General features: G+C 67.1%; 28 protein-coding genes. 12 read left to right on the top strand and 16 right to left on the bottom strand.

The window, feature by feature from the left end:
• Positions 1-52: 52 nt before the first annotated feature.
• Both AC13GA_RS12650 and AC13GA_RS12645 read right to left on the bottom strand, forming a co-directional pair.
• Entirely contained in the window at positions 53-2,665 is a 2,613-nt protein-coding gene (locus tag AC13GA_RS12650; protein ID WP_482998259.1) for a TonB-dependent receptor, read from the bottom strand.
• Positions 2,666-2,803: 138 nt separating this feature from the next.
• Entirely contained in the window at positions 2,804-3,946 is a 1,143-nt protein-coding gene (locus AC13GA_RS12645; RefSeq protein ID WP_482998258.1) for an alpha-D-ribose 1-methylphosphonate 5-triphosphate diphosphatase, read from the bottom strand.
• 100 nt (positions 3,947-4,046) lie between these two features.
• Here AC13GA_RS12645 and phnF point away from each other — a divergent pair, with 100 nt between their 5' ends.
• Entirely contained in the window at positions 4,047-4,793 is a 747-nt protein-coding gene (gene phnF / locus AC13GA_RS12640; protein ID WP_169050354.1) for a phosphonate metabolism transcriptional regulator PhnF, read from the top strand.
• Between the two features lie 40 nt (positions 4,794-4,833).
• On the opposite strand, the gene AC13GA_RS12635 is transcribed toward phnF, so the two are convergent.
• The 4 genes from AC13GA_RS12635 to AC13GA_RS12620 all read right to left on the bottom strand — a co-directional run bounded on the left by AC13GA_RS12635 (position 4,834) and on the right by AC13GA_RS12620 (position 8,976).
• Entirely contained in the window at positions 4,834-5,988 is a 1,155-nt protein-coding gene (locus AC13GA_RS12635) for a TIGR03364 family FAD-dependent oxidoreductase (RefSeq protein WP_253078598.1), read from the bottom strand.
• Positions 5,989-5,999: 11 nt separating this feature from the next.
• The gene (locus tag AC13GA_RS12630) at positions 6,000-7,295 is read right to left on the bottom strand and encodes a DUF5690 family protein (protein ID WP_136639393.1); all 1,296 of its coding nucleotides are present in this window, start codon (positions 7,293-7,295) and stop codon (positions 6,000-6,002) included.
• A complete protein-coding gene (locus AC13GA_RS12625; protein WP_136639394.1) occupies positions 7,292-7,981 on the bottom strand; it encodes an HAD family hydrolase in 690 nt (229 codons plus the stop codon). The genes AC13GA_RS12630 and AC13GA_RS12625 overlap by 4 nt, the downstream gene beginning before the upstream one ends.
• Positions 7,982-8,070: 89 nt before the next feature.
• Positions 8,071-8,976, bottom strand: a complete 906-nt coding sequence (locus AC13GA_RS12620; protein WP_295381662.1) for a LysR substrate-binding domain-containing protein — start codon at positions 8,974-8,976, stop codon at positions 8,071-8,073.
• 98 nt (positions 8,977-9,074) lie between these two features.
• Between AC13GA_RS12620 and AC13GA_RS12615 the strand changes: the two genes are divergently transcribed.
• Entirely contained in the window at positions 9,075-9,266 is a 192-nt protein-coding gene (locus tag AC13GA_RS12615; RefSeq protein WP_482998257.1) for a hypothetical protein, read from the top strand.
• Here AC13GA_RS12615 and AC13GA_RS12610 read toward each other — a convergent pair.
• On the bottom strand, positions 9,263-10,810 hold the full coding sequence (locus AC13GA_RS12610; protein WP_482998256.1) for an alkaline phosphatase: 1,548 nt from the start codon (positions 10,808-10,810) through the stop codon (positions 9,263-9,265). The genes AC13GA_RS12615 and AC13GA_RS12610 overlap by 4 nt on opposite strands.
• A gap of 120 nt (positions 10,811-10,930) precedes the next feature.
• Here AC13GA_RS12610 and AC13GA_RS12605 point away from each other — a divergent pair, with 120 nt between their 5' ends.
• A complete protein-coding gene (locus AC13GA_RS12605) occupies positions 10,931-11,725 on the top strand; it encodes a D-alanyl-D-alanine carboxypeptidase family protein (RefSeq protein WP_136639397.1) in 795 nt (264 codons plus the stop codon).
• Between the two features lie 5 nt (positions 11,726-11,730).
• On the opposite strand, the gene AC13GA_RS12600 is transcribed toward AC13GA_RS12605, so the two are convergent.
• Both AC13GA_RS12600 and AC13GA_RS12595 read right to left on the bottom strand, forming a co-directional pair.
• Entirely contained in the window at positions 11,731-12,324 is a 594-nt protein-coding gene (locus AC13GA_RS12600; protein WP_253078602.1) for a TetR/AcrR family transcriptional regulator, read from the bottom strand.
• Between the two features lie 16 nt (positions 12,325-12,340).
• Positions 12,341-12,937, bottom strand: coding sequence for an NAD(P)H-dependent oxidoreductase (locus AC13GA_RS12595; protein WP_046986038.1), 597 nt, complete (start codon positions 12,935-12,937; stop codon positions 12,341-12,343).
• A 128-nt stretch (positions 12,938-13,065) separates the two neighbouring features.
• On the opposite strand from AC13GA_RS12595, the gene AC13GA_RS12590 reads away from it, so the two are divergent.
• Entirely contained in the window at positions 13,066-13,596 is a 531-nt protein-coding gene (locus tag AC13GA_RS12590; RefSeq protein WP_046986039.1) for a hypothetical protein, read from the top strand.
• Between the two features lie 75 nt (positions 13,597-13,671).
• On the opposite strand, the gene AC13GA_RS12585 is transcribed toward AC13GA_RS12590, so the two are convergent.
• A complete protein-coding gene (locus AC13GA_RS12585; protein ID WP_253078604.1) occupies positions 13,672-14,499 on the bottom strand; it encodes an isocitrate lyase/PEP mutase family protein in 828 nt (275 codons plus the stop codon).
• A gap of 166 nt (positions 14,500-14,665) precedes the next feature.
• Here AC13GA_RS12585 and AC13GA_RS12580 point away from each other — a divergent pair, with 166 nt between their 5' ends.
• The 5 genes from AC13GA_RS12580 to accC all read left to right on the top strand — a co-directional run bounded on the left by AC13GA_RS12580 (position 14,666) and on the right by accC (position 18,508).
• A complete protein-coding gene (locus AC13GA_RS12580) occupies positions 14,666-15,412 on the top strand; it encodes a DOPA 4,5-dioxygenase family protein (protein WP_136639399.1) in 747 nt (248 codons plus the stop codon).
• 313 nt (positions 15,413-15,725) lie between these two features.
• Positions 15,726-16,175, top strand: coding sequence for a type II 3-dehydroquinate dehydratase (gene aroQ, locus AC13GA_RS12575; RefSeq protein ID WP_136639400.1), 450 nt, complete (start codon positions 15,726-15,728; stop codon positions 16,173-16,175).
• A complete protein-coding gene (locus tag AC13GA_RS12570) occupies positions 16,175-16,597 on the top strand; it encodes a lysozyme inhibitor LprI family protein (protein WP_012512269.1) in 423 nt (140 codons plus the stop codon). Before aroQ ends, AC13GA_RS12570 begins: the two co-directional genes overlap by 1 nt.
• Before the next feature lie 53 nt (positions 16,598-16,650).
• Positions 16,651-17,130, top strand: coding sequence for an acetyl-CoA carboxylase biotin carboxyl carrier protein (gene accB / locus AC13GA_RS12565; RefSeq protein WP_006397184.1), 480 nt, complete (start codon positions 16,651-16,653; stop codon positions 17,128-17,130).
• A gap of 10 nt (positions 17,131-17,140) precedes the next feature.
• Positions 17,141-18,508: an acetyl-CoA carboxylase biotin carboxylase subunit gene (gene accC / locus AC13GA_RS12560; protein ID WP_006397186.1), complete on the top strand. Its 1,368-nt coding sequence runs from the start codon at positions 17,141-17,143 to the stop codon at positions 18,506-18,508.
• A gap of 134 nt (positions 18,509-18,642) precedes the next feature.
• Here accC and AC13GA_RS12555 read toward each other — a convergent pair whose 3' ends face one another.
• Together AC13GA_RS12555 and AC13GA_RS12550 are read right to left on the bottom strand one after the other, a co-directional pair.
• Complete coding sequence (locus AC13GA_RS12555) at positions 18,643-19,017, bottom strand: hypothetical protein (RefSeq protein WP_065723554.1); 375 nt, start codon at positions 19,015-19,017, stop codon at positions 18,643-18,645.
• The gene (locus AC13GA_RS12550; protein WP_046986043.1) at positions 19,014-19,976 is read right to left on the bottom strand and encodes a hypothetical protein; all 963 of its coding nucleotides are present in this window, start codon (positions 19,974-19,976) and stop codon (positions 19,014-19,016) included. Before AC13GA_RS12550 ends, AC13GA_RS12555 begins: the two co-directional genes overlap by 4 nt.
• A gap of 164 nt (positions 19,977-20,140) precedes the next feature.
• Here AC13GA_RS12550 and prmA point away from each other — a divergent pair, with 164 nt between their 5' ends.
• From prmA to fis, 3 genes are all read left to right on the top strand, one after another.
• Positions 20,141-21,061, top strand: coding sequence for a 50S ribosomal protein L11 methyltransferase (gene prmA / locus AC13GA_RS12545; protein WP_046986074.1), 921 nt, complete (start codon positions 20,141-20,143; stop codon positions 21,059-21,061).
• A gap of 42 nt (positions 21,062-21,103) precedes the next feature.
• On the top strand, positions 21,104-21,871 hold the full coding sequence (locus tag AC13GA_RS12540) for a DUF3426 domain-containing protein (protein ID WP_482998255.1): 768 nt from the start codon (positions 21,104-21,106) through the stop codon (positions 21,869-21,871).
• Between the two features lie 114 nt (positions 21,872-21,985).
• On the top strand, positions 21,986-22,261 hold the full coding sequence (gene fis / locus AC13GA_RS12535) for a DNA-binding transcriptional regulator Fis (protein ID WP_006397198.1): 276 nt from the start codon (positions 21,986-21,988) through the stop codon (positions 22,259-22,261).
• Positions 22,262-22,389: 128 nt separating this feature from the next.
• Here the strand turns inward: fis and AC13GA_RS12530 are convergent, their stop codons facing one another.
• Genes AC13GA_RS12530 through AC13GA_RS12515 form a run of 4 tightly spaced genes read right to left on the bottom strand, consistent with a single transcriptional unit; the run spans position 22,390 to position 25,763 of the window.
• On the bottom strand, positions 22,390-23,385 hold the full coding sequence (locus AC13GA_RS12530) for a phosphatidate cytidylyltransferase (protein ID WP_046986045.1): 996 nt from the start codon (positions 23,383-23,385) through the stop codon (positions 22,390-22,392).
• Positions 23,382-24,011 carry a lysophospholipid acyltransferase family protein gene (locus tag AC13GA_RS12525; protein ID WP_046986046.1) on the bottom strand — a complete coding sequence of 210 codons (630 nt, stop codon included), beginning with the start codon at positions 24,009-24,011 and terminating at the stop codon, positions 23,382-23,384. Before AC13GA_RS12525 ends, AC13GA_RS12530 begins: the two co-directional genes overlap by 4 nt.
• 13 nt (positions 24,012-24,024) lie before the next feature.
• Positions 24,025-24,462 carry a hypothetical protein gene (locus tag AC13GA_RS12520; RefSeq protein WP_482998254.1) on the bottom strand — a complete coding sequence of 146 codons (438 nt, stop codon included), beginning with the start codon at positions 24,460-24,462 and terminating at the stop codon, positions 24,025-24,027.
• On the bottom strand, positions 24,459-25,763 hold the full coding sequence (locus AC13GA_RS12515) for a phosphatase PAP2/dual specificity phosphatase family protein (RefSeq protein WP_482998455.1): 1,305 nt from the start codon (positions 25,761-25,763) through the stop codon (positions 24,459-24,461). The genes AC13GA_RS12520 and AC13GA_RS12515 overlap by 4 nt, the downstream gene beginning before the upstream one ends.
• Positions 25,764-25,772: the final 9 nt, after the last annotated feature.

Genomic DNA, 25,772 nt, shown 5'->3' with positions numbered 1-25,772 from the left:
GAAGAGCAGAAGCAGTCGAGCTTGGCTCGACTCTACAGAACGCCGGTACGGCTCACTGGAACAGATACTTCAGGCCGATCTGCGCACGACGGCCGTAGTACTCCACCTGCAGCGGGCGCTGCGGGCTGCCTTGGTAGTACTTCAACGGCTCGTTGGTGAGGTTGCTCAGCTCGGCGAACACCGTCCAGCGATCGAAGGTATAGGAAGCGCTGAAGTCGACCGAGGTGTTGGCGCCGTACCAGGCGTCGGTGACGCTGCTGTCGCCGTGCGCTTCGATGTAGGCACCCTTGTGATTGGTGGCCAGACGGGCAGCGAAGGCGCCGTCGTCGTAGTACACGGTGACGTTGTACAGGCGGTCGGCCTGGCCGGTTATCGGCACGTTGCCGTTACGAGCCGGAATGCGCATGCGCGAGTCCATCAGGGTCAGGTTGGCATTGATGCCCAAGTTGCTCCACAGGCCTGGCAGGAAATCGAAGCGGCGCACGAAGACGAACTCTGCGCCCCACAGCTTGGCATCGTCACCATTCTCGGGCCGGTAGAAGGTGACGTTGGGGTTGCCGTTGAAGCTGCCGGTGCTGCTGCTCTGGAACACCGGATTACTGATGTTCTTGTAGAACACCCCGCCGGACAGCAGACCCAGCGGACCGGCATACCACTCGGCCATCAGGTCCAGGTTGTCCGAATAGGTCGGGTCCAGGTTGGCGTTGCCGGAGGTGAAGGTGCTGTCGGCTTCCATGAACGAGCCACCCGGGTTGATGTCACCAAAGTTCGGGCGGGCGAAGCTGCGGGTCAGGCCCAGCCGCAGGTTGAGATCGCTGCGCGGTGAGAAACGCACGTTGAGCTGCGGCAGCGCCGAGGTGTAGCGCTTGCGGCCCAGGTTGGGCACCAGCGCGCTGCTGCCATCAGCGTCACGCTCCAGCACCAGACCGCGCACGTCGGTGGCGGTGCGTTCCAGGCGCACGCCGCCAACCACGTCCCAGCGCTCGTCCGGCTTCCAGGTGGCCATCGCATAGGTCGCGTACTGCTTCTCGGCCACGTCGAAGTTGCGACCCAGCGCCGCGCCGTTGGCCACCAGTGCCGAATCGCCCGGCACCAGCACCAGGTGCTGCTTGTTCTGCCGGTACCATTCGGCCAATGCCTGCACCGGTACCACCTGCGAGAAATCGCGGGCGTAGTCACGTCCATTGCCGACGTCGTAGCCACTGCGGTCCGGCTGGTCCATCAACGGGAAGTCAGCCAGGGTCGGTACCGGCCCGCCGGTGGCGGAGTTCCAGGCATAGAACTCGTCGGAGAAGCGCGCGCGGCGCTGCTTGTCGCGGTACTTGGCCCCCATCTTCCAGGTCAGCGTGTCGCTCGCGTCGAAACTGAAGTCCAGCTGCGCGACCGCCTTGTCCTTCTCATTGATCGCCACCCGATACAGCTCCACCGCGCTCAGCGACATCTTCCGCGGATCCATTGCGAAGCTCGGCGGCAGATGGGTTTCGGGGGTGTCGGCGGCAACGTTGCCGCCATCGAGGGTGTTGTACGAGTTGCGGCCCACACCACGGTCCTGCAGGCCCTGGTAGCCGACCTTGCCCTGGTTGAACTGGACCACGAAGTACGCGTTGTCGGCGCAGGTGGGAATGCAGCCATAGCGGAAATCGTTCTCGGCACTGGCCAGCTTCCAGTCCACCTGGACCCGGCCGAAGGTGTGCTGGCCGCCGAATTCGAACGTCTTGAATTCGGTGATCAGCTCGTTGTGGATGTTCTGCAGCTCCACGCGGTCCTTGTCGAACCGGTAGCGGTGCTTGTAGTGGGTCTCATCGTCGCTCAACTCGCCATACTGGCCACGCACGTACAGGCGATGGCCATCGGCCGGAAGGAATTCCATGCCACCGTTGACGCCGCGCGTGGTGCGCTCGCCGGTGTAGTCGCGCAGCTCCAGCCGGTAGACGCCCAGGCCGTCGGCACTGCGGCGCGGCTCGAAGTTGTCGGTCGCCCACGGGCGCTTCCAGTAGGTACCGTTGATCAGGAACCCGAAGCGTCCATCGGCGCTGCGGTCGCCGTACAGCACGTTCGCGCTGGTGCCGGTGTCGACTGCCTTGTCGTTGTAGTTGCCGGCCACGCTGGCGGCAAACGTGCGCCGTGTCGGTGCGGTGCGGGTGACGAAGTTGACCTGGCCACCGATGGCGTCGCCTTCGCGGTCGGGCGTGAGCGTCTTGCTCACTTCGATGCGCTCGATCAGCTCGGTCGGGAAGAAATCGAATGCCGTGGCACGGCTGGTGGTTTCCTCTTCGGCGGTCGGCAGACGGTCACCGTTGAGGGTGGTTGAGTTCCACTGTGCCGGCAGGCCACGCACGGCAACGAAGCGGCCTTCGCCCTGGTCGCGTTCGATCGACACACCGGGAACCCGCTGCACGGCTTCGGCAGCGTTGTGGTCGGGCAGCTTGCCGATGCCGTCGGCACTGATCACGTTCATCAGATGGCTGGCTTCGCGCTGTGCATCCAGCGCCTGTTTCTCGCCACTGACGATGCTGCCGACCACGGTGACGGTGTCCAGGTCGACGGCGGAGGTGGCGGGCACGGTATCGGTCGCGGCTGGCGTGGCGGCCTGGACGGCCAGCGGGGCATGCAGCAGGGCGAGCAGACCCAGGGTAAGCGGATGGCGCGAAGGCAGTGTGGACATGGCGATGGCGGCGGCAAGGGAAAGTGGGCCACTCCGGCGGGAGCGGCGATGGCGGCCACTTTCGATCAGTGCGGTGAAGCGCAGGCGGCATCCACTAGGCAGGTCGGGGCAGCTGTCTAGGTGTTCGCACCGCGGCGGCTACTGGGCCAGCAGGCGACGGCCGGCCACCCAGACCTCGGCCACGTAGTCCGGCGTGGACCCACGCACCCGCAGCAGGTCGGCGCGCAGGCCTTCGCCGATGCGACCGCGATCCTGCAGGCCCAGCGCCTGCGCCGGCGCATGGCTGACCGTGGCCACCGCACGTGGCAGGCTCCAGCCCAGCTGCGCGCACAGCACGCCCAGCGCCGGCAGCAGGCTGGCGGGCACATAGTCGGAGGACAGCACATCGAGGCAGCCGGCACGTGCCAGTTCCAGCGCCGCCACGTTGCCGGAATGCGAGCCGCCCAGCACCAGGTTGGGTGCGCCGGCGACGATTGTCAGACCGGCTGCACGTGCGGCGGCAGCGGCCTCCAGCGTGGTCGGGAACTCGCAGATGCGTGCACCACAGGCCACGGCTTCATCTACATCCGCAGCCACCGTGTCGTCGTGGCTGGCCAGGCACAGGCCGCGGCTGCGCCCCCACTGCAGCACCTGCTGCAGGTGTGCTTGACGATAGCGCGCCTGTTGCGCACGGCGTGCCTGCAGCAGATCATCCAGGTAACCGGTCTTCGTGTCGGTCGGCAAACCGTAGTAGGCCGCATAGCGCTGCAGATTCCGGAACTGGCGCTGCCCCGGCGTGTGATCGGTCAGCGACAGAAGGCGCACCGCCGGATCATCCAGCAGTGGCCCCAGCAATGGCAGCAACCCGGAATACGGCAGCTCCGCACGCAGGTGCAGGTAGTGGTCGCTGCGCAGGCCGCCGGCGCGGCGCGCCTCAACCAGCGCCGCATGGGCGGCCTGCAGGCTGCGCACGCGCACGCTGTCGGCTTCCACGTCGCCCACCGCCAAGGCATCGCAGGCCGTGGTGATGCCAGCAGCCAGCAACTGCGCATCGTGCGCCTGCACGGCCGCCGCGGCGGGAAACGCCACGCCCGGGCGCGGCACCAGGTGTTTCTCCAGATTGTCGGTATGCAGCTCCACAAACCCCGGCATCAGCCAGTCGCCGCCACAGTCTTCTGCGCCCGGCAGCCCCACCCGCCCCCGCCCCACCGCGCGGATACACGGCCCGTCCAGCACCACGTGGCCGTGCACGACCTCGTCGGCCAGCACCAGCTTCAGGTTGTCGAGAATGCGCTCGCCCATGGATTTCGCCGTCTGTGTCATGCCGTTGCAACCGCAACGCGTTGATATGCCCGCACGTGCAGTGCACCTGTCTAGTCCAGCAGCCGCAGATGGAGGTTTGATGACCATGACCGACCCGGCCTTGACGCCGCGCGATTCGGCGCTGCCGCTGTGGCAGCAGATCGAACAGGCGCTGCTGCGGCAGATCCGCGAACGCCAGCTGGTGGAAGGCGACCAGCTGCCCTCGGCGCAGGACCTGGCCACGCGCTTCGCAGTCAACCGCCATACCGTGCGGCGCGCGATCGAGGCGTTGGAGGAGCGCGGCTACATTCGCACCGAAACCGGCCGCGGCAGCTTCGTGCAGGAGCATCCGTACCACTACCCGATCAGCCGACGCACGCGTTTCGGCCGGGCCATGCATGACCTGAACGTAGAAAGCCACTACACCCTGATCGACACCCGGGTGCAGGTGCCCAGCCGCCAGGTAGCGCGCGCGCTCGGCCTGATCGCTGGCGAGCGCGTGCATCGGGTGGTGTACTCCAGCCAGGTGGAAGACCGTACTGTGGACCACAGCGAAGCCTATTTCCCGGCCACCCGCTTCCCGGGGCTGGGCGAGGTGTTCGCACGCACGCCGTCGGTGACCCGCACGCTGGCCGCATTCGGGGTGACCGACTACCTGCGCCGGCACACCACGGTGATGGCGCGCCTGCCCGATGCCGAGGTCGCGCGCGTGCTCGGGCAATCGACGCGACGGCCGGTGCTGTGCGTGCATTCGCTGAATGTCGATCCACAGGGGCAAGCGGTGCAGTTCGGCATCACCTGCTTCGCCGGTGACTGGGTGCAGCTGATGGTCAGCAGCGACCTCTAGCGAAAGCGCGGCGGGCATTGCACCCGCCGCGTGCAGCGCCTCAGGCTGCGCGCCGCAGCGCCGTGTAGCGGCCGTCCACCAGCTCTTCGGCCAGACCGAAGCTGAGCGTCATGCCCAGACCACCGCCACCGATGGCGTTGACGATGGTCACGCCCGGTGCCGGCTCGGCGACGAATTCGCTGCTGCCATCCAGCAGCTTGGGATAGATGCCGTGCCAGGTCTGCGCAATGCGCGCGTCGGGTACCTGCATGAAACGGGACAGGTAATCGAGCACCTTCTGGTTGATGGCGTGCTCATCGAACGGATCGTGCGTATGTGCGTAGGCATGCGAATCACCAATGGTGATTTCACCCTGGCCGTTCTGCGCGGCCATCACGTGGATGCCGAGCTCGATCAGGTCGGCATGCTCGGCCTGGTAACGCGCCTGCAACGGCGCGACATCGGCGGCCTCGCGGAATCCGGCGTAGTGCACCAGCGACAGGCCGCCACAGAGGGCCGCACCCAGGCGGAACCCGGACGGCTGTGCGGCCAACCGCAGCATCTGCAGCTTGCAGCGGGTCAATGGTGCTGCCGCGTACCGCTCCGGATACAACTGCTCGAACTCCGGACCGCTGCAGACGAACACCTGATCCGCCTCGAACAGGCGGCTGCCGGACCACACCCGACCGCTCTCCACCGCCGTTACCGGCGTGCGCCAATGGAACTGCACACCGTGCTGTTCATGCAGCACGTCCGGCAGCGCGCGGATCGCCTGGCGCGGATCGACCACCAGCTCATCGGCATTGAACAGCGCGCCGCGCAGCTCGCGCGCCACCAATGCCGGCGACTTCGCCAGCGCCGCATCCCGATCCAGCAGGCGGCATGGGCGCAGCTGCGCATTGGCCGTCGCATACTGCTGCAGCACGGCCCATTCGTCGTCGGCATGGGCCACATGCAACGAGCCACTGGGATCGTGCCAGAGGCCGGCCACGTCGATCAGCTCCTGCCAGATCTGCCGCGAGCGCAGCGCGCGCTCATACAGCGGTCCATTGGGCACGCCGATCGGCCAGACCATGCCGAAGTTGCGGATGGAGGCGCCGACAGCGCGTTCATGGCGCTCCAGCACGGTGACCTTGCAGCCACGCACGGCCAGCGCGCGGGCCACGGCCAGGCCGACGATGCCGGCACCGACCACGAGGGCGGTTGTGTTCTTCATGGGGGATGGACTCAGACGGAGGCGAGTGCTGGCATGCGGGCCAGGCGCAGCGCCTTGTGGTGGAAGTACAGCAGGGACAGCAGCAGGCAGGCACCGCCCAGCAGCGACAGATGGATGACCGCACTGGAGAAGAAGCGCACCCACGACAGCTGCAGGCCGGAGAATTCGTGGCCAAGCAGGACCAGCACACTGCCCAGGTAGCCGAACGCATCGGCCAGGTACATCACGAAGCCGACGTTGCCAGCGACCTTGAAGGTGGCGATCAGGCGTTCGAAGAACACGCAGTTGAAGGGCACGTAGGCCAGGTACAGGCCGAAGCCCACCAGGCCCAGCCACGCCAGCGGATGCAGCATGCCTTCGCGGAACGCCAGCGTGCTCAGGCCGGCTGTTGCCAGGCCGATGAACATCAGCGCATGCAGCGCCATCAGTCCGTTGAGGTTGTTGCGGAACCAGGTCAGGCCAGCGGTCAGCGCCAGCACCGCGAACGCCACCGGCGTTTCGATGGCAGCAAAAACACCGGCACTGCCACCGTAGCCCAGCTCGCGGAACAGCTCGGCTTCAAAGCTGTCGCGGAAATCGCGGACCACGGTCAGGCACACGTAGCACAGGATCATCAGCGCCAGCCCCGGCAGGAAGCGGCGCACGAAGGCGCGACGCTGTGCTCGGTCCATCGGTAGCCGCGGCGAGCGCTCGCGCAGGTCGGCGGCATCCGGGGCGGGAATGCGTTCCAGCATGCGTACCGACACCAGCAGCAGCGGCAGGAACAGCAGGCCGCACAGGAACGGCATCCAGAACTCGCTAACGCCCTGCAGCAGCAGCCATTTTCCGACCGACTTCACCACGCCGGAGGCCATGATGAAACTGGAGGCGAGGATCGCGCCCATCGCTTCGGTGGTCCGTCGCCCTTCCAGGTAGCTGAACACCAGGCCCCACACCATGCCCAGCGGCAGGCCGTTGAGGAACAGGAACGGGATGTTCCACGGCGCCGGCACCAGCGCGAAGCCGAGCAGTGCCAACCAGGAAATGCCGATCAGGCCCAGCAGCAGGCTGGCGCGGCGCTCGGCGCGCAGTTCGCCGATCACCCGCACGCCGATGAACTTGCTGCACATGTAGCCCAGCACCTGCGCCACCACCAGCCACACCTTGTAGTCGGCGCCGAACAGATGCTGGTCATCGAACGATGCGGCGGCGAATGGCTTGCGAAAGGCATACATGCACGCATAGGTGGACAGCGCGGCACTGCCGGCGAACACCGTCAGCGCCAACCGATGCCCCTGCAGCCGAGCCCGCAGCGAGGGCCGGCTCATGCAGCGGCGACCGTGCCGGAACGTGCCAGGCCGAGCAGCGCCGGCAGGCGGTCGAGGTGGTCGATGATGTGGTCCGGACCATGCGGCAGCAGTTCGGAACGGGTGAACGCACCTGTTGTGACCGCGATGTTCAGGCCGACGCCGGCATTGCGGCCTTCGTTGATGTCGACCTCGGTGTCGCCCACCTTCACTACAGCGGCGGCGTCATCCACACCGGTGCGCTGCATCAGCGCATGGATCATGTACGGCGCGGGGCGACCCATCGGGACCTCATCGCTGGCCACCAACGCATCGATGCGATCCTGCCAACCGAGCCGCTCGATGATCACCTCGGCAATGTCACGCGAGAAGCCGGTATCCAGGCCGATGCGGATGCCGTGCGCGCGCAGCGTTTCGAACAGTACCTCGGCACCCGGCAGCGGCGCGATGCCCGGTGCATGGCGGTAGCACTCGAGCATGCGCGCCACGAAGTCGGCATGGATCGGCGCCACGTGCGGGTCGTCCACCGCAGTCCCCAACAGGCGGGCGATCGCCTGTGGCTTGGGGTAGCCCATCAACGGGCGCACGTGCTCTACGTCGATGGCGTGGCCGGCGGCGGCCATCGCTTCAACGAAGGCGCGGGCGACCAGTCCCGGGTCGGCAACGGTGGTTCCGGCGATATCAAGAACGGCGAGGCGGTAGCGCATGGCGGCAGGCGGTGTTGGGTGGAGGTGCCCAGCTTCGCCGCGGCCGGCCACGCCCTGATGACAGCGGCCGGACAGGCCGGTGCACCTGTCTAGCCGGGCGGCCCTTGCCCTGCCATGTGCCGCACGTGCTCGGCGGCCTGCGCATGCAGCCAGTCGCGGAAAGCAAGGAAGCCACGATGGCTGGCCGAGCGCTGCGGGTACACCAGCCAATGCGGCCACGCCGTCTTCAGGCGCTGGCTGGACAGTGCAACCAGCTGGCCGGATTCCAGCAGCAGGCGTGCCCGGGTCACCCGTCCGAGCGCCACGCCCACGCCATCCAGCGCCGCGCGATGGTGCGCTTCCGAATCATCCAGCACCGCCACGAAGCGCGGCGGCGGGCTCTGCCCGCTCAAGGCGAACCACGCGCCCCACGCGCCGTCAGGATCACCCAGCAGTGGCCACTGGGTCAGCGGTACGCGGTCGATACCGCCCATGCGTTCAATCAGCGCCGGGCTGGCCATCGGCAGCAGCCACTCGTCAAACAATGGCTCCACCACCAGCCCGGGCCAGTGCCCGCTGCCCAGCCGCAGCGCCGCGTCGAACTGCCGCTGACGCTCGAAATCCACCAGGCGCTCACTCGACTGCAGGTTGATCTCGATCTGTGGGTGCTCAGCCACGAAGTGGCCCAGGCGCGGCACCAGCCAGGCCGACGCCATCGATGGCACCGCGCTGATCGTCAGCACGTGCTCGGCACGCGCGGCATAGGGCTGGAAGGCTTCGTTGATCGCATCCAGGTGCGGACCCACCTGGTCGAGCAGGCGCTGCCCCTCAAGGGTGAGGGTGACACCACGTGGCTGGCGGACCAGCAGCGGCTGCCCGAGCCGCTCTTCCAGCTGGCGCATCTGATGGCTGAGTGCACTGACGGTCAGGTTCATCGACGCCGCCGCGCGCGACAGGTTGCCAAGCCGGGCGGCAGCCACGAAACCCTGCAGGGCATGGAGGGGTGGGCGGGACATCAGGCTTGAATTCCTCTCAAGGCAAGCTTGCGGAAATGTCGCTTTTTCGCCTTCCATGCTGCCCGTATCGTGCAATCCACTCAAGTGGAGGTACGCACATGAACATCTTCAGCGGCCTGTTGTTCCTGCATGGCCATGTGACCAACGCCGAGCTGGCGCGGCAACTGGCCAGCCCTTCCCCGTCGCCGTCCCCACCGCCCAGCAGCACTCCCGGTAGTGCCGGCCGCTGGCCGGCAGCGGCAAGATGCCCGGTCACCGAGGTTGCCGGCCAGCGGCCGGCACTACCCTAGCGCTGCAGTGCTTCCTGCACCGCCGCAGCCACGTCGGTGTTGTCGATGTAACTGCCGTCGTTCCAGCGCACATGGCGGCGGTAGCCCGCGTCGACGCCCCGCACGCGCTGGCCCAGCAGCTCCGACCCCGCCCCCTTGGCCCACAACGGCACCAGTGCATTGGAATGGTTGCCGGTGGGACGGAAGCTCATCCCCGGCATTCGTCCACGGCCGTTGTTGCGCACCGGCTGGAAGGCCACGCTCTGTGCATCCGGGCCCATCGGCATGCTGTTGTCGTGGTCGGTGGTGACGATCAGCAGGGTGCGTTCCCAGCCACCGTTGCGTTCGATCCACTCGATCACTGCTGTCACCGCGTCGTTGAACTCCACGGTTTCCTCGATCAGCCGGCCGTACTGCGGCTGGTCGCCGCACTGGCCGTAGTGCCATTCGGTGCCGCAGGCGCTGGTATGCGCGGCCCAGTCGGTAGCGCCACCTTCCACCATCAGGAACAGGCCCTCGGCCGAACGCTGCTGCAGGAACTGCAGCGCACCGCGGGTCATGGTTGCAAGATCCGGCACGCTGTCGATCTTCCTCACACCAGAAGGCGTGGCCGCATCCTTGCCCAGCACCTGCAGCTGGCGCGCCTGCTGCAGCGTGTTGGCCACGCGCGGCACGCCGATCAGCGGCCGGTCGGTCGGCAGCCGTCCCTGCGCCAGCGCAGCGAACGCCTCCTTGCTGCGGATCAGGCGCCACGGCCCGGACGGATTACCGGCGATGGTGCTGCCCGCTTCCAGCTGCTGCCAATCCTGCTGCGACACCCACTCCCACGGGTTCGCACAGCCCTCGGCCTTCACCGCGCCCGCGCCTTCGTCACAGGCATGGCCATCAACGCTGTAGCCGGGACCACCAGTACCCATCACCAGGTCCATGTGGCCCTGCGCCAGCATCTGGTGCGCAATGGCGTGATAGTTGTTGCGCGATTCGTTCTGCGCAGCGAACGCGGCCGGCGTGGCATGTGCGAACGGCACCGAGGTGACCACGCCGGTGGCCATGCCCAGGCGCTTGGCATGCAGCGTATTGAATTCCACCGCGTTGCCATCGTTGCTGTAGTTGATGGCGTTGTTGTAGGTCTTGATGCCCGAGGACAACGCCGTGCCCGCCGCTGCACTGTCGGTGGCGACCGCGGACAGGTACTGGTAGCCGGCGAACGGCAGGTCCTGCGCGGGAACCGGGGAGTCATCCCAGGCTTTGGCCGCGTCGTAGCCGAGGGTCTGCGCGTTGTCGCGGGTCGGCTGGCTGCTGGCGTTCAACGGATAGGTGGTCACGGCGAGGCGCTGCGGGAAGTCCGCATAGGGGGCGCCTTCGCGGCTGCCGTACTGCCAGTAGGCAGCCGCGTCCCAGGTGCCCCAACCGGCACCGTCGTTGATCATCACGATCACGTTGTGCGGGCGCGTGGTGCTGGCCGCGGCGGTATCGGCGCGCAGGTTCGGCTGAAAGCCACCGAGCGCGAGCAGCGCGAGCAGCAGAGAGGAAGGGAGCCAACGGCGTGGCATGTGTGCAGTCATCGGAGGTCCCGTCAGGCCAGTGGCGGCCCATCATTTCGAACGTTATATCATTTCAATATTGCAGCTTCATGCAGCCGATGCGCACTATCCTGCGAGCTTCCCCTCGCCACCGCAGCATCCATGCCGTCTTCTTCCCCTGCACGCGCGCCTCTCTCCTTCATCACCCTCGATGCCGCCACCTTCGAGGTGATCCATCAGGACAACGCCGGGGTCGCGCGGCAGCCGGCGTCGCTGACCAAACTGATGACCGCCTACGCAGCGTATGCGTGCATCGAAGAAGGGGGTCGCACATGGGACGAGGCGGTCACCATTGCCGCCGAAGACGTGCACGCGGTGGCCGATGATGAAACGCGGATGGGCCTGGTGCCCGGCGAAAGGGTCAGCCTGGCACGCTTGCTGGAAGGGTTGATGATCGTCTCCGGTAATGATGCGGCGCTGGCCATCGCGCGTCATCTGGACGGATCACAGTCTGCATTCCTGGACCGCATGAACCGGCACGCACGCCAGCTCGGCCTGCGCAGCACCTGGTTCGCCAGCGTCTCCGGCATAACCACGCCACACCATGCGTCCAGCGCGCGCGACATGGCAGTGCTGGCGGCCTGCCTGCTGAACGATCATCCGCAGATTCTGGCCGTCACCGCACAGCGCGCGTTCGCGCACGGCAGCTTCAGCCGCAACAACCAGAATGCCCTGCTTGGCGATGACGGCGTGGATGGCTTGAAGACCGGCTACACCCAGGCCGCGGGCTTCTGCCTGGCCGCCACCGCCTGCCAACCTGTGCCACGGCGCGCGCATCCGGTACGGCTGATCACAGTGGTGCTTGGCTCGGACAGCCGCGACGCACGCGATGCTCTGGTACGCGAACGGCTGGCCGCCGGATTCGCTGCGCTGGCCGGCAGCAGCGCCGACGCCTGAGCGGCTCAGCGCCGTTTGACGGTGGCCACGATCAGGCGTTGCAACTCATGTTCGGCCTCCATCTTGTCCAGGGCACCGGCGGCTACCCCTTCTGACAGGGTTTCGGCAGCACCGAGAATCGCCCAGCGTCCCGCCAACGGCACGGTGCCATCGGCGGCGAACGGGCCCAGCCAGGCGTCGCAGTTGTTGATGAAGTCCTGCTGGTAACGCCGCCGCACTTCGTGCAGTTCCGGCGCGCCCACCAGCGCTGCGAGGATGCCCTGCACTTCACTGCCCTGGCTGAGGATGCAATCGATGTAGCCGGAGGCGATGGCTGCCGCGCGGTCGGCCAGCTGCGCCCGGGCGCGGCCGATGCGCTCGTGGAACACCATCGTCTGCCGGCCGTCGTAGTCATCGTAGAGCGCGGCCAGCAATCCGTTGCGGGTTACGAAGTGATCGTAGGCCACCGGCTTGGTCACGCCCGCGGCCTCGGCCAGCCGCCCCAACGTCAGCGCGTCGGTACCTTCGTCGCCAACCAGCGCCCAGGCCACATCCAGCAACTGGCGGGCGCGTTGCTCGCGGGTCAATCGGCGGCGCGTGGGAGCGGCGTTGGCAGGCATCGGCGGGACACGGCGATCAGTGCATTGGAGTTCCGATTTTACGGCCGATCTCCCCTGCCGACTGCAGATGCGCTTCGGCCGCACCGGAATCAGCGTCCAGCAACAGGTCAGACGACAGCACGCGCGCGCCGCAATAGTCGAAGATGCCCATGTCGATCTGGGTCTTCATCGCCGCGCCGTAGCCGCGTCGTTCGATCATGTCCGCGCCCGCGCCGCCGATCCCGACCAAGTGCACGCGCAACCGTCGCAGCTTCTTCTGCACCTTGCCATCGGCACCGTCCTGGTAGGCCCAGCCTTGGGCGAATACACGATCGATCCATCCCTTCAGCAGCGCGGGGAATGACCACCAGTACAGCGGGTAGACCAGTACCAGTGTGTCGGTGGCGTCCAGCCGCGCCTGCTCGGCGGCGACGTCGGCCGGAACTGCGCCGGTGCCACGGAACAGGGCCTGGTCCTGTGGGTTGAAGCGTGGATCGAAACCTTCGGCCATCAGGTCGGCGTGGGTCACGGTGTTGGCGGCATCCGCCGCGGTGATGGCTTCGCCGATGCGCTTGGCGATGGCATGGGTCAACGAGCCGGATTCAGGATGGGCGGTAACGATGAGGCTGTGCATGGGGGATGTCCGGAATTCACTAACTACCAATAGTAAGTAGTGATTGTCGGGATACCAGCGCCATGCGTGGGACGCTGTTTCCGCATCCGCCGTATAGTGCGGCGGTTCCCCCCCAGAGATAGCCGAGAATGGATCGACGCCCGCTTCTCCCATTGCTGGCCCTGCTGCTGTCGGTAGTGCTGCCATCGGCCTTCGCAGGCGAACTCAGCCCCAGCGATTCAAAGGCATTGCGTCAGGACGTGCAGGCGATGCTGGATGCGTTCGGTCGCGGCGATGCGGAGATGATCATCGCGCGCACCCACCCCAGCCTGAAGCAGCTGGCCGGCGGCGATGATGCCTATGCACGGATGACCCGCGATACCGTGAAGGAACTGCGCAAGTCGGTCACCGTCATCAGCGACGAAGCCGGCATGCCCGGCCGCACCTACGCCGCTGGCGGCGAAGAGGTCAGCTTCGTGCCACGCCAGTCACTGTTGCGCGTGCGCGAATCGCCGATACGCAGCACCTCGTTCATGGTCGCTGTACGCCGCGTGGGAACTGCGGACTGGCGTTATCTCGATGGCACTGCGCTGCTGGACAACCCCGGGCTGCTGCGGCAACTGCTGCCGGCGCTGGAGCCGGAAGTGTCCATGCCCAAGGGCGGGATCGAGGCGCTGTAGTCGCGGGCTCATCCGTCCACGCATGGCGTGGACCTGCTGCCAATCTGCTCACCTGGGCCGGCACCCAGGTTTCCGTCAGCGGAACAGCGTATTCAACGCCGCGCCCGAGGCCGCGTGCTGCAGGCCATCGAAGCGGCCGTCCTGCACGATAGGCTGGGTGGCCTGCATCAAGCCACCCCACGCCGCACGCGCCAGCGCACCGCCGAGACTGACCCGGCGCACGCCGAGTGCGGCGATGTCCTGCAGGCTCAGCGGCGTCGGCCCACCGACCAGCAGGTTCACCGGCTTCGAGCCCGCAGCGGCGACTACCGCACTGATCTGTTCGCGTGTACTGATGCCCGGTGCATACAGCACATCGGCACCCGCTTCGGCATAGGCGCGCAGCCGCTGCAGTGCGTCCTGCAGATCGGGCACTCCGACGAAGAAGTTCTCCGCCCGGCCGACCAGCAGCACCTCGCCGCCGGCACGGTCGATGGCCGAGCGCGCTGCACGCAGGCGCTGGACCGCCTCGTCGATCGGCCTCAACGGCGCATCGGCCACGCCACTGGCGTCCTCGATCGACAACGCGGCTACGCCAGTATCGATTGCCGCCGCCACGGCCTCCTCCACCGCGCGCGGTGTGGCGCCAAAGCCATCACCGAAATCGGCGTTCAACGGCAATGGCGTCGCCGCCACCATCAGCCGCAGATGTTCCAGCGTGGCCTGCAGCGAAACCGCGCCGTCTGGCCGCCCCTCGCTCCAAGCGCACCCGGCGCTGGTCGTGGCCAGCGCCTGGAAGCCCTGCCGCTGCAGGTAGCGGGCGCTGCCCACATCCCACGGATTGGGCAGCACGAAACAACCCTGTGCGTGCAGTTGGCGGAAGGTCGCGCGCTTGCGCCGGGTGTCGGCATCGGGCGAGGTCATGGCGGGCTCCAGGGCGGCAGACCTGCACCCTAGCCCGTCGATCGGCCGCGCTCAATGACAAGGGGTGAACGGGCATGAGGTGATACCGCCTGCTTATTGGACGCTGCCGAGGCAGGTGCCTGAGCGTGCTTGCCTGCCCCCGCTGCACGCTGCCATGGAGCCCTTCATGCACCCGGACCCACAGACCTCCGCCACCAACGCCCTGTTTGCTGCCGACGACGATGCCCAGTGGGCCGACCTGCTCTCGCCCACGCGCCGCCGGCTGATCGCCTCGGCCGGGCTGGCCGCCGGTGGCCTGGCCAGTGCCAGCGCGGCGGCCGCCCCGGCAGCCGCGCGCGCCGAAGCGGCGGCGAACACCACCGAGCCGGGCCGCCCCGGTTTCCGAGCCATTGTTCCGCCCGCGCCCCAAGGTCGCAGCCCTTGGGGCGAGGCCACGGTCAGCGAGTCGACTCCGCGTCCAACCAGTGTGCGCCCCGGCGAGGCCACCCTGCCGGCCACCCCGCGTGCCTACACCGATATCAGGAGCTATCACGCGCATATCTACTTCGACGAGGACAGCTTCGAGAAGGCGGCCCTGTTGCGGCGCTGGGCGGCCGAGCGCTTCCCGGTGGAGCTGGGCAACTGGAACCTGGAGCCGCGCGGCCCGCACGTCACGCCCTCGTTCTATTTCGGCTTCACCAACGACCTGCTGCCGGTGCTGGTGCCCTGGCTGCAGCTCAACAGCCTGGGCCTGACCATCCTGATCCACCCCAATACCGGTGATGGCCGCGCCGACCATCTGTATTACGCGTTGTGGGTGAACCGCGCGCAGCCGGTGAACGCCTACAACTGGCCGGCGCCGAAGCCGGGCGAGCAGGAGCCGCTGGAAGAAGTGTTTCCGAATGTGGTGCCAACGGTGCCGTTGGAGACGTGAGGGGGCCAGATGGCTCAGTGGTGGGTGCGTCGCTTGCTGCGCACCGAACTCCGCCATCCACGCATGGCGTGGATCTACGGCATCACGGCCCATTGCGGCAGCAGCCATCGCCCGGCCTGCCGCCATCGTCGGCCTACGTGCATGCATCCCCGGCCTGCAAGGCGTTCAGCGCGCCTTGATCCAGCGCCCGCCATACGGCCACAAGCGCTCCGGCAGATTTCAAACGATCAATTGAAACGCTGCAAACTTCGCCGAACTGGACAGCATCCACCGGTTCCGCCAGACTGCCGCCCTTTCCCGTCTTCCGGATCCCATGGCGAAGCTGCTGGTCCTGCACGGCCCCAACCTCAACCTGCTCGGCACCCGCGAGCCGGAGGTCTACGGCCACACCACGCTGGCCGACATCGACCAGGCCCTGGCAGCCCAGGCGTCCGCTGCCGGGCACGCCGTGGAGAGCCTGCAGTCCAACGCCGAGCACGTCCTGGTGGACCGCGTGCAGGCCGCGCGCAATGACGGAACCGCTTTCATCCTGATCAATCCGGCCGCCTTCACCCACACCTCGGTGGCCCTGCGCGATGCGCTGGCAGCGGTGGCGGTGCCGTTCATCGAGATCCACCTGTCCAACCCGCATACCCGCGAACCGTTCCGCCAGCACAGCTACTTCAGTGACAAGGCCGTGGGCGTGGTCTGTGGCTTCGGTGCCGACAGCTATCGCTATGCGATGGATGCAGCGCTGGCACGCGTGCGGGTGGCCGGCGCGTGATGATGCTGCCGCGCGTGCTTGCCAGCGTCGTGCTGTGGGCCGGCATCTGCGGCGCGGCCACAGCGTTCGACCGCAAGGACGAAGGCATCGACTGTGCGCACCCGACCACCACGATGGAGAGCGACCTGTGCGCCTCGGACGTAGCGGCGGCTGCAGACGCTGAACTCAATACCGTGTACGCCCAGGCGCGCCAGCAGCTGCGCACGCCGGACCACGGTGGCAGCTGCAGCTACTGCGGCGAGGCCGAACAGCAGCTGGTGCTGGCCCAGCGTGCCTGGATGCAGCTGCGCGACCACGACTGCAACGCCGTCTATGCCCTCAATTCCGATGGCACGGCGCGCAACGGCGCACAGATGCGCTGCCTGACCACCCTCGCGCGCGACCGTACGCGGCAGCTGCGCGAGTTCTACGAACTGCTTTGACCCGAGCGCGACGCGCTTCCCACCACACTGACATCAAGAGCAAAGAGGCCACCATGGATCTCCGCAAAATCAAGAAGCTGATCGACCTGCTGGAAGAGTCGAACCTGGCCGAAATCGAAATCAAGGAAGGCGAAGAGTCGGTGCGCCTGTCGCGTGCCCCGGTGGCCGGCTATGCCGCACCTATGCCGGCACCGGTGTATGCCGCCCCGGCCGCCCCCGCACCGCAGGCGATGCCGATGCAGTCGCCGACCGAAGCCTCCACCGGCGGCACCGCCAAGCCGGGCCCGGCGCTGCCGGAAGGCCACGTGCTGCGCTCGCCGATGGTCGGCACCTTCTATGCCTCGGCCGCCCCGGACAAGCCGGCCTTCGTCAGCGTTGGCCAGCAGGTCAAGGAAGGCGAAACCCTGGCCATCATCGAAGCGATGAAGATGTTCAACCCGATCGAGGCCGACAAGTCCGGCACCATCGTCGCCATCCTCGGCGAGAACGGCCAGCCGGTGGAGTTCGACCAGCCGCTGTTCGTGATCGGCTGAGGGGCACGCCATGCTCGACAAAGTCGTCATTGCCAACCGAGGGGAAATCGCGCTGCGCATCCTGCGCGCGTGCCATACCCTGGGCATCCGCACGGTGGCCGTGCATTCCACGGTCGACCGCAACCTCAAGCACGTGGCCATGGCCGACGAGTCGGTCTGCATCGGACCCGCGCCGTCGCCGCAGAGCTACCTCAACATCCCGGCGCTGATTGCTGCCGCTGAAGTCACCGACGCCCAGGCCATCCACCCGGGCTACGGCTTCCTGTCGGAGAACGCCGACTTCGCCGAGCGCGTGGAGGAGTCCGGCTTCATCTTCATCGGCCCCAAGGCGGACACCATCCGCATGATGGGCGACAAGGTCGAAGCCATCCGCGCGATGAAGTCCGCCGGCGTGCCGTGCGTGCCTGGCTCGGGCGGCCCGCTGGGCGATGACATCGTCGCCAACACCAAGATCGCCCGTGAGATCGGCTACCCGGTCATCATCAAGGCAGCCGGTGGCGGTGGTGGCCGCGGCATGCGCGTGGTGCACGCCGAAGCCTCGCTGAAGACCTCCATCGAAACCACCAAGAGCGAGGCCAAGGCCGCGTTCGGCAATGGTGAGGTCTACATGGAAAAGTTCCTGGAAAATCCGCGCCACGTGGAGATCCAGGTGCTTGCCGACGGCCAGGGCAACGCCATCCACCTGGGTGAGCGCGACTGCTCGATGCAGCGCCGCCACCAGAAGGTGGTGGAAGAAGCACCGGCACCGGGCATCAGCGCCGAGCAGCGCGAACAGATCGGCAAAGTGTGCACCGAAGCCTGCGTGCGCATCGGCTACCGCGGTGCCGGCACGTTCGAGTTCCTGTACGAAGATGGCCGCTTCTACTTCATCGAAATGAACACCCGCATCCAGGTGGAGCATCCGGTCACCGAAATGGTCACCGGCATCGACCTGGTGGCCGAGCAGCTGAAGATCGCCGCCGGCCAGAAGCTGTCGATCAAGCAGAGCGACGTGGTACTGACCGGTCATGCGATCGAGTGCCGCATCAACGCCGAAGATGCTGAAACCTTCGTGCCGAGCCCGGGCACCATCACCGGCTTCCATCCGCCGGGCGGCCCCGGCGTGCGCGTGGACACCCACATCTACAGTGGCTACCGCGTGCCGTCGAACTACGACTCGATGATCGGCAAGCTGATCGTGCACGGTCCGGACCGCGAGACCGCCATCGCCCGCATGCGGGTGGCACTGAGCGAAATGGTGGTGGACGGCATCAAGACCAACATCGCGCTGCAGCAGCGGATCATGCGCGACAAGGGCTTCCAGGCCGGTGGCCAGAACATCCACTACCTGGAAAAGCGCCTTGCCGAACGCAAGAACAAGCCGATCGCGCTGACCTGATCGGCGCCAGGTGCTGGACATGAAAAGGGCGGGGATATCCCCGCCCTTTTCTGTTTCTCTTCCGCTACCGCCGGACCATGCCCGGCGAAATGGCAACGAAGCGCGAGGCCGCCGGGCATGGCCCGGCGCTACCTTCAGCGCGCGTCGGCCGCCGTCGCCGGAATCTGCGACTTTGCCAACGGGCGGACGCCATTGGGCGAAGTCGGGTCGACGATCACCATGGTCTCGGTCGAGCCGTCGGGCCACACCACCTGGAAGGTGCTGCCGGCCGGCAGCGAGGCGAACGGCATGCCGCTCTGCGCGCGATACACCGCTGCGACCTGGCTGGCGCCCGCGCGGCGCACGTCTTCCTGCGCCTTCACCGTGGTCAGCTCCACCTTCGACAGATGCCGGTAGCGATCTTCATAGGTGTCGATCATCAACAGGCCAACCGCACCGGCCGAATAGGCCACGAACAGCGCCACCCAGAACCAGAATTTGGCCCCATGCAGGAATCGACGGTAATTCATTGCCCGTCCCTCTTTCCAACCAATCGCTTGATCCATTGCCTCATCTTCCCCGCACCTTGCCGCGAAACCGCAGCGTCATACACGAAATCCCGGAAATCCTGCGTTCCATCCTGCGAACAGATCCCTCCGTTCGCACAAAAACTGTTGACCAGCACGCTGTCTGCTCCACACGGTAGACCGAGTTCGCAGGCCGCAAGCCGCCATGCCAGTTCACTGAGCTGTTCGCCGGCCACCAGGCCGTTCAGCGCACGATCGCCCGAGGCGCGCACCCCCATGCCCGGCGCGATGGCCATGAATGCCTCCGGATCGCGCGACGTGCGCACCCGCTCGACCAGGTCGCGGCGGTACTCGGGGCTGTCCTGCAGCGGCTCGCCTTCGGCGAACAACGCTGCCTCGGCTGCCAGGTTGCCCTGCTCCGCCGCCTTGCGCCGTTCGGCAAGCACCAGCGGCGGCCCCAGCTTGTCGCCAGGCACAAAGCCACCGCAGCGCTGCGCGACACGTTCGCGTGCCTGCACCATCGCCGGCGCGGCGGTCAGCCCTGATCCGGCCAGCACGTTGTTGTCCAGGCGGTAGCCGCCCGGGTCGACCGCATACTGTGCGCAGTAGTCATAGACACGGCTGAGCATCCAGCGCGCCTCGTGGTTGCCCTCATCGGCCTGCACGCGCAGGCGCTGCGCGTAGGCATACAGATCGGTGGCATCTTCGATATCGGCACGGAGATCCAGTGGCAGGCCTGAAGGCAGGGCGTTGCCGCGCTCGAAGGCCGCCAGCCGGCGCGCCAGTGCTTCCGGCATTACCTGCAATGCTGCTGCGCTGTCATCGGCGACCGCGACGCCCGGCAGGTCTGCCTGCACCGTGGACGGCGCCACGTGGCCGCTGGCCCGATAGCCGGCCACGCCCAGCACGGCCACCGCCGGCAGCACGAGCAACCAGGTTTTCAGGGTCGGAGCAAAGGCCATTGGCGGCGGTGGAGCATCAGGGCGCACAGGAAAGCACGGAGTTTAGCAAGGCCCGGCAGGCCTGTCTGAATCGGCGTCGTTCATCCCAGAGCGGCATCTCAGGCAATACGGAGACGCCCCGATGGTCTAGCATGGCCCCCTTTCCCGCGATTGCCCCCACTGCCATGCCGTTCCTGGAACTGACCCTGCGCTGCACCGAAGCGACCCAGCCCCGCTATGAAAACGCGCTGGAGGACGTCGGCGCACTGGCCGTGACCCTGCTTGATGCCGAGGCCGATACCAGCAACGAACAGGCCATCCTCGAGCCGGGTGTGGGCGAAACGCCGCTGTGGGACACCCTGGTGCTGAGCGCGTTGTTCCCCGCCGACAGCAATGCGCTGTTGCTGCTGGCCGCACTGGAAGCATTCGATCCGGAACTGGACTGGAGCGGCGGCAGCTTCCGCGCGGTCGAGGACGAGGACTGGGAACGCGCCTGGCTGGACCAGTTCCAGCCGATGGATTTCGGCAGCCGGACCTGGATCGTGCCGTGGAACCATGAACTGCCAGAGGCCGCGCAGTCCGCCGATGCCGCCGTGGTGCGACTGGATCCGGGCCTGGCGTTCGGTTCGGGCACCCACCCGACCACCGCGCTGTGCCTGCGCTGGCTGGACCAGTTGGCCGTGGATGGCCTGCTGCAGGGCCAGCGCGTGCTCGACTTCGGTTGTGGCTCGGGCATCCTCGCGCTGGCCGCACTGAAGCTGGGCGCGGCTGAGGCAATCGGCGTCGACAACGATCCGCAGGCACTGGTGGCCACCGCCGACAACGCCGAGCGCAACGGCGAACAGGCACGCATGCACGTGTACCTGCCGCAGGACGAACCCGTCGCGACCTATCCGGTCGTGGTCGCCAACATTCTTGCCTCGGCGCTGGATGCGCTGGCCGAACTGCTGGCCGCGCGCGTCGCTGCCGGCGGTCGCATCGCCCTGTCGGGCATCCTGCACGGCCAGGAAGGCGAACTGCTGCAGCGCTATGCGCCGTGGTTCGACGACCTGCAGGCCACCCAGGACGGCGACTGGATGCGCATCACCGGCGTGCGCCGCGCCTGATCGTGGTTGAATGACCGCTGGATCCGAGCCCGCGCCCTGAGCATGTCCGAGCCGAACCCACCGCGCCGTCCACTGGCCACCTTCCTGCGTCCCACGTCGGAAGGTGATGCCGCGCCTGCGACCGAAGCGCACACGCCGGACGCAGCCGCGCCGGTGCCCATTGCTGCAGCACCGGCTGAACCTATCGACCCTGTACCGCAACAGGAAGCGATGAAGCACCACCACGATGACACTGTCATTGCCGATGAAGCAGTGCGCATCGAGCCCGTATCGGCCGCGATACAGGCAACCGCCGTTGCCAGCGACGCGCCCAGCTTCCTCGGTGCCGCGCGCGCGCGCAGGCTGCCGACGCCGCGCTGGCACTGGCTGCTGGTCGCCGGACTGGCCCTGCTGCTGGTTCTGCAAAGCGTGCTTGCCGATCGTGCGCGACTGGCCGCCGACGCCGGCAATCGTGCGTGGCTCGGGGCGCTGTGTGGCGTCCTGCGCTGCACCCTGCCCGCCTGGCATGAGCCGACCGCATTCACCATGACCAGCCGCGAGATCCGGCCGCTGCCCAACCAGGCAGGCGTTCTGCAGGTACAGGCCAGCATCCGCAACGATGCACGCTGGGCGCAGGCCTGGCCGGCGCTGCGCCTGTCGCTGTCCGATGCGGATGGCCGGGTGATCGGCAGCGCAGTGTTCACGCCGGCGCAGTATCTGGGTGAAGACCCCGGTGCGGCCCTGCTGGAGCCGGGACAGAGCGCGCGTATTGCCTTCCGTGTACAGGAGCCGGCTGCGTCCACCGTCGCATTCACCTTCGACTTCCTGTGACCAGGATGGACACGACTGGCCGTGGCAGGCCGGGCACGCTCGCGCTAGACTGGCCGCCACCACCTCGTCCGGCCGCGCGCTCCGCGCGCACGGGCAACCGAATCGGGAACCCCCTTGAACGCTGTCCTTTCTCGTCCTGACAACAGTCGTGGCGCTGCCCGGCCACCGCTGCGTGAACATGTCGCCCAGTCCGTGCGCCGTTACCTGCGTGACCTTGATGGCTGCGACGCGGACGATGTCTACGAGATCGTGCTGCGCGAGATGGAGATCCCGTTGTTCGTGGAAGTGCTCAACCACTGCGAAGGCAACCAGAGCCGGGCTGCAGCGATGCTGGGCATCCACCGCGCCACCCTGCGCAAGAAGCTGAAGGAATACGGCATCAGCGCGTAAGCGCGCACGAGGGTAGTGCCGGCCGCTGGCCGGCAACCCCATGAACGATGGCAGGATGTTGCAGTTGCCGGCCAGCGGCCGGCACTACCGGTAGATCCACGCCATGCGTGGATGACGGCCCAGCGGCATCAACCGCCGCCGCCTGCCTTCCAGTAGTACCGCACCACGTGGAAGAACACCGGCGCGGCGAAACACACCGAATCCAGCCGGTCGAGCATGCCGCCATGGCCCTCGATCATGTGGCCCCAGTCCTTGATGCCACGGTCGCGCTTGATTGCCGACATCACCAGGCCACCCCAGAACCCCATCAGGTTGATCAACAGCGACAGGCCGAAGGCCTGCAGCGGCGTGAACGGGGTGATCCACCATAGCGCCGCCCCCAGCGCGCTGGCACTGAGCACACCACCCACGAAGCCCTCCACCGTCTTCGACGGCGACAGCTTCGGTGCAATCAGGCGCCTGCCCAGCAGCTTGCCCCAGATGTACTGCAGCACGTCCGAGGACTGCACCACGATCACCAGGAAGGCAAACAGCAACACGTTGCGCGAGGGGTCATGGCCGGGCACGTGCAGGTTCAGCAGCAGCGGCACATGCGAGATGCAGAACACGCAGATCATCAGCCCCCACTGCACCTTCGCCGTGCGCTCCAGGTAGTGGGTGGTGTCGCCGCCGATGGTCGACAGGATCGGCAGGAACAGGAACGCATAGACCGGGATCAGCAGTGTGTACATGCCGTACCAGTCGATCCACACCAGGTAGTACTGCCACGGCAGCACGATGTAGAACGCGGCCAGCAGCGCGTAGTAGTCGCCTGAGCGAGTCGGCGCCAAGGTAATGAACTCGCGCAGCGCGAACAGCGAGATGATCGCGAACAGCACGATCACCCCGGCACGGCCGAAGAACAGCGCCAACCCGACCACGATCGCCATCACCCACCAGGCGCGGATGCGCGAGACCAGGTTGGCGATCACTGCGCTCGGCTGCCCACGCCGGCGCCAGCGCAGCGTTTCGGCCACCAGCGTGGCCAACACCAGGACCGCACCCACGCCAGCGAACAGCAGACCGGTCTGCTGGCCGACGCTCTGCGTAGCCAGGTCACCAGACACATCGATCAGGAAGCTCATGCCTTGCCCCCGTTCGGCGCCAGGTCCAGCAGCGCCTGCCTGCTGCGTGCCAGGAAGGCGGCCTTGTCCTCATCGGCCTGCAGCCGTAGCGGTGTACCGAAGGTGGCCGTACACAGCAATGGCAGCGGCAGGAAACGACCCTTGGGCATCACCCGCTTCAGGTTGTCGATCCACACCGGTACGAACTCCAGCTCCGGCCGTTGCCGTGCCAGGTGAAAGATGCCGCTCTTGAACGGCAGCAACGGCTCGTCGCCCACGTTGCGCGTACCTTCTGGAAACAGGATCAACGAACACCCCTCGTCCACCGCATCACGCAGCACCTGCAGCGGATCCTGCTGGCGATGACCGGCCTCGCGCTCGACCAGCACACCGTTGAACACCGCATCGATCAGGTAGCGTCGCAGGCCATCGCGCTGCCAGTATTCGGCCGCGGCCACCGGGCGCACCTGGCGCCGCAACGCCGGCGGCATCGACGACCAGATCAGCACGAAGTCACCATGGCTGGCATGGTTGCCGTAGTACACGCGGCGCTCGCTGGACGGCGCACAGCCGATCCACAGCGCACGCGCACCGGTCACCACATGAATCGCACCACTGCAGGCGCGGGCAATCAGTTCGGCGAACATCGGGTCCTCCCGTTCACGTCTGCGGCCACAACACGGCCAGCACCAGCAGCACACCCTGCACGCCTGTCAGCAGGTACTGCCGCAGCAACAGGCGACGCATGCCTGCCCAGCGCAGGTCCCAGCCGCGCAGCGGTGCGTCGGACGATACGCGGCGCAAGCCGTTGTCATGCAGCACCTGATCGATACGGCGCGCGGCGGCGTCGCCTTCCAGCCCTTCATTACGCAGCAGCTTCAGCAGGCTCGCGTCCAACCCAACCCGCCATGCGTGGTACGCCTGTGCAAGCCCGACAACGACACTGAGCAGCAACAGGCCGGCAGCGATCATCGCCAGCCCCGGCTCGATACCGAGCAGCAGCAACGCCACCAGCAACAGGCCCAGCGACAGCAGCGCCGGCCAACGCCCCTGCCTCAGCAGCAACTGCATGGTCGCCAGATCGGGAACCGTACTCATGCGCGCACTCCCGCTGCAGCAGCGATGGCATACAGATGCGCCGTGCCCAGCACGATGCCGGGGCGTGCAGCGCGCACGATCGCCACCGCTGCTTCGGCATCGCCCGCACGGCCACTGCGCAGCAGCCAGGTCGCGACGCTGGCGGCGCTGCGCGAATAGCCCAGTGCGCAGCACACCAGCAACGGTCCCTGCGCACGCAGCCGCTCGATGGCCTCGGCCGCCTCGCGCAGCTGCTCCGGTGCAGGAACCATCAGATCCAGCACCGGCACGCTGGCATACGCGGCGCCCGGCGCGCGGCAGGACAGTTCGGCACAGGCATCGACCACGCCGACCAAGGGTGCCGGCAATGCAGCGCAGGGAATACGCCCCAGCCACACACCATCCATCACCGGCACCGGCTGCGGCGCACGGCGCGTCCACAGCCGCGAATTGATCCAGGCCGCACCCAGGTAGGGCGCCAGCAGCCAGCGCGCCGCCATCGTCAGGCGACCGTCGGCGCGCTTCTGGAACACCGCCATACCGAGCCCCGCATACGCCAACGCCACCAGCAGCAGCGATACCACCGGCCACAGCAGCCACAACGCCGCGCCACGCAGAAGCACCACCGGCATCAGCAATACAGCGGCCCCCAGCAGGTACAGCGCTGCCAGGCGCCAACGTTTGGCGTCACGCGCGGTGCGCCAGGCACGCAACGGTGGCGCGCCCTGCTCCGGCCACAGCCAGACGCACAGCCAGCCGGCCAGCAGGCCGGTCGGGATATCGATGAAATGATGCTGGAACGTGGTCAGCACCGAGACGCCGATCAATAGCGCCCACAGATGCAGTACCCAACGCCACACCCCGTGCAGATACTGTGCGAACTTCACCCACAGCACGATGAGCAGCACGATGTGCAGCGACGGCGCCTGGTTGAACGGCTTGTCGAAGCCCAGCAGCACATCGAACAGCCAACCAAACACGCCGCCGATCTCCGGCCGCTCGAAGCTGAAGCGCAGCGGCCACAGCAGGAAGCACGCCACTGCGATCACCTGCGCGCTGAGCAGGCGCAGTGCATGCCGGTCCAGTTCCAGCCGGCGCCTGCACAGGAAGAACGAGATCGCATAGAACAGGTCGATCGACCAGTACGGCACGATTGTCCACGGCACGAACGGAATCTGCGTTTCCCAACCGAACGCCATCACCGGCAGTTCGGCATGGCGGCCGGCCATCCAGTTGGCAAAGCCATAGCTGGCGAAGAAGAACGGACCCAGCAGCGCCAGCCACAACAGGGCGCGCCGCCAGGGGCGCCCTTCCGCGGCCAGCGGGGTTGC

The sequence above is a fragment of the Stenotrophomonas sp. 22DLJC03 genome (genome assembly GCF_056861405.1).
This window is presented reverse-complemented; position numbering and strand designations above follow the sequence as displayed.

What these genes read in the sequence shown, in the direction of transcription:
- AC13GA_RS12650 (WP_482998259.1), bottom strand. Translation starts at nt 2,665, where the DNA reads ATGTCCACACTGCCTTCGCGCCATCCGCTTACCCTGGGTCTGCTCGCC.
- AC13GA_RS12645 (WP_482998258.1), bottom strand. Translation starts at nt 3,946, where the DNA reads ATGGGCGAGCGCATTCTCGACAACCTGAAGCTGGTGCTGGCCGACGAG.
- phnF (WP_169050354.1), top strand. Translation starts at nt 4,047, where the DNA reads ATGACCATGACCGACCCGGCCTTGACGCCGCGCGATTCGGCGCTGCCG.
- AC13GA_RS12635 (WP_253078598.1), bottom strand. Translation starts at nt 5,988, where the DNA reads ATGAAGAACACAACCGCCCTCGTGGTCGGTGCCGGCATCGTCGGCCTG.
- AC13GA_RS12630 (WP_136639393.1), bottom strand. Translation starts at nt 7,295, where the DNA reads ATGAGCCGGCCCTCGCTGCGGGCTCGGCTGCAGGGGCATCGGTTGGCG.
- AC13GA_RS12625 (WP_136639394.1), bottom strand. Translation starts at nt 7,981, where the DNA reads ATGCGCTACCGCCTCGCCGTTCTTGATATCGCCGGAACCACCGTTGCC.
- AC13GA_RS12620 (WP_295381662.1), bottom strand. Translation starts at nt 8,976, where the DNA reads ATGTCCCGCCCACCCCTCCATGCCCTGCAGGGTTTCGTGGCTGCCGCC.
- AC13GA_RS12615 (WP_482998257.1), top strand. Translation starts at nt 9,075, where the DNA reads ATGAACATCTTCAGCGGCCTGTTGTTCCTGCATGGCCATGTGACCAAC.
- AC13GA_RS12610 (WP_482998256.1), bottom strand. Translation starts at nt 10,810, where the DNA reads ATGACTGCACACATGCCACGCCGTTGGCTCCCTTCCTCTCTGCTGCTC.
- AC13GA_RS12605 (WP_136639397.1), top strand. Translation starts at nt 10,931, where the DNA reads ATGCCGTCTTCTTCCCCTGCACGCGCGCCTCTCTCCTTCATCACCCTC.
- AC13GA_RS12600 (WP_253078602.1), bottom strand. Translation starts at nt 12,324, where the DNA reads ATGCCTGCCAACGCCGCTCCCACGCGCCGCCGATTGACCCGCGAGCAA.
- AC13GA_RS12595 (WP_046986038.1), bottom strand. Translation starts at nt 12,937, where the DNA reads ATGCACAGCCTCATCGTTACCGCCCATCCTGAATCCGGCTCGTTGACC.
- AC13GA_RS12590 (WP_046986039.1), top strand. Translation starts at nt 13,066, where the DNA reads ATGGATCGACGCCCGCTTCTCCCATTGCTGGCCCTGCTGCTGTCGGTA.
- AC13GA_RS12585 (WP_253078604.1), bottom strand. Translation starts at nt 14,499, where the DNA reads ATGACCTCGCCCGATGCCGACACCCGGCGCAAGCGCGCGACCTTCCGC.
- AC13GA_RS12580 (WP_136639399.1), top strand. Translation starts at nt 14,666, where the DNA reads ATGCACCCGGACCCACAGACCTCCGCCACCAACGCCCTGTTTGCTGCC.
- aroQ (WP_136639400.1), top strand. Translation starts at nt 15,726, where the DNA reads ATGGCGAAGCTGCTGGTCCTGCACGGCCCCAACCTCAACCTGCTCGGC.
- AC13GA_RS12570 (WP_012512269.1), top strand. Translation starts at nt 16,175, where the DNA reads ATGATGCTGCCGCGCGTGCTTGCCAGCGTCGTGCTGTGGGCCGGCATC.
- accB (WP_006397184.1), top strand. Translation starts at nt 16,651, where the DNA reads ATGGATCTCCGCAAAATCAAGAAGCTGATCGACCTGCTGGAAGAGTCG.
- accC (WP_006397186.1), top strand. Translation starts at nt 17,141, where the DNA reads ATGCTCGACAAAGTCGTCATTGCCAACCGAGGGGAAATCGCGCTGCGC.
- AC13GA_RS12555 (WP_065723554.1), bottom strand. Translation starts at nt 19,017, where the DNA reads ATGAATTACCGTCGATTCCTGCATGGGGCCAAATTCTGGTTCTGGGTG.
- AC13GA_RS12550 (WP_046986043.1), bottom strand. Translation starts at nt 19,976, where the DNA reads ATGGCCTTTGCTCCGACCCTGAAAACCTGGTTGCTCGTGCTGCCGGCG.
- prmA (WP_046986074.1), top strand. Translation starts at nt 20,141, where the DNA reads ATGCCGTTCCTGGAACTGACCCTGCGCTGCACCGAAGCGACCCAGCCC.
- AC13GA_RS12540 (WP_482998255.1), top strand. Translation starts at nt 21,104, where the DNA reads ATGTCCGAGCCGAACCCACCGCGCCGTCCACTGGCCACCTTCCTGCGT.
- AC13GA_RS12530 (WP_046986045.1), bottom strand. Translation starts at nt 23,385, where the DNA reads ATGAGCTTCCTGATCGATGTGTCTGGTGACCTGGCTACGCAGAGCGTC.
- AC13GA_RS12525 (WP_046986046.1), bottom strand. Translation starts at nt 24,011, where the DNA reads ATGTTCGCCGAACTGATTGCCCGCGCCTGCAGTGGTGCGATTCATGTG.
- AC13GA_RS12520 (WP_482998254.1), bottom strand. Translation starts at nt 24,462, where the DNA reads ATGAGTACGGTTCCCGATCTGGCGACCATGCAGTTGCTGCTGAGGCAG.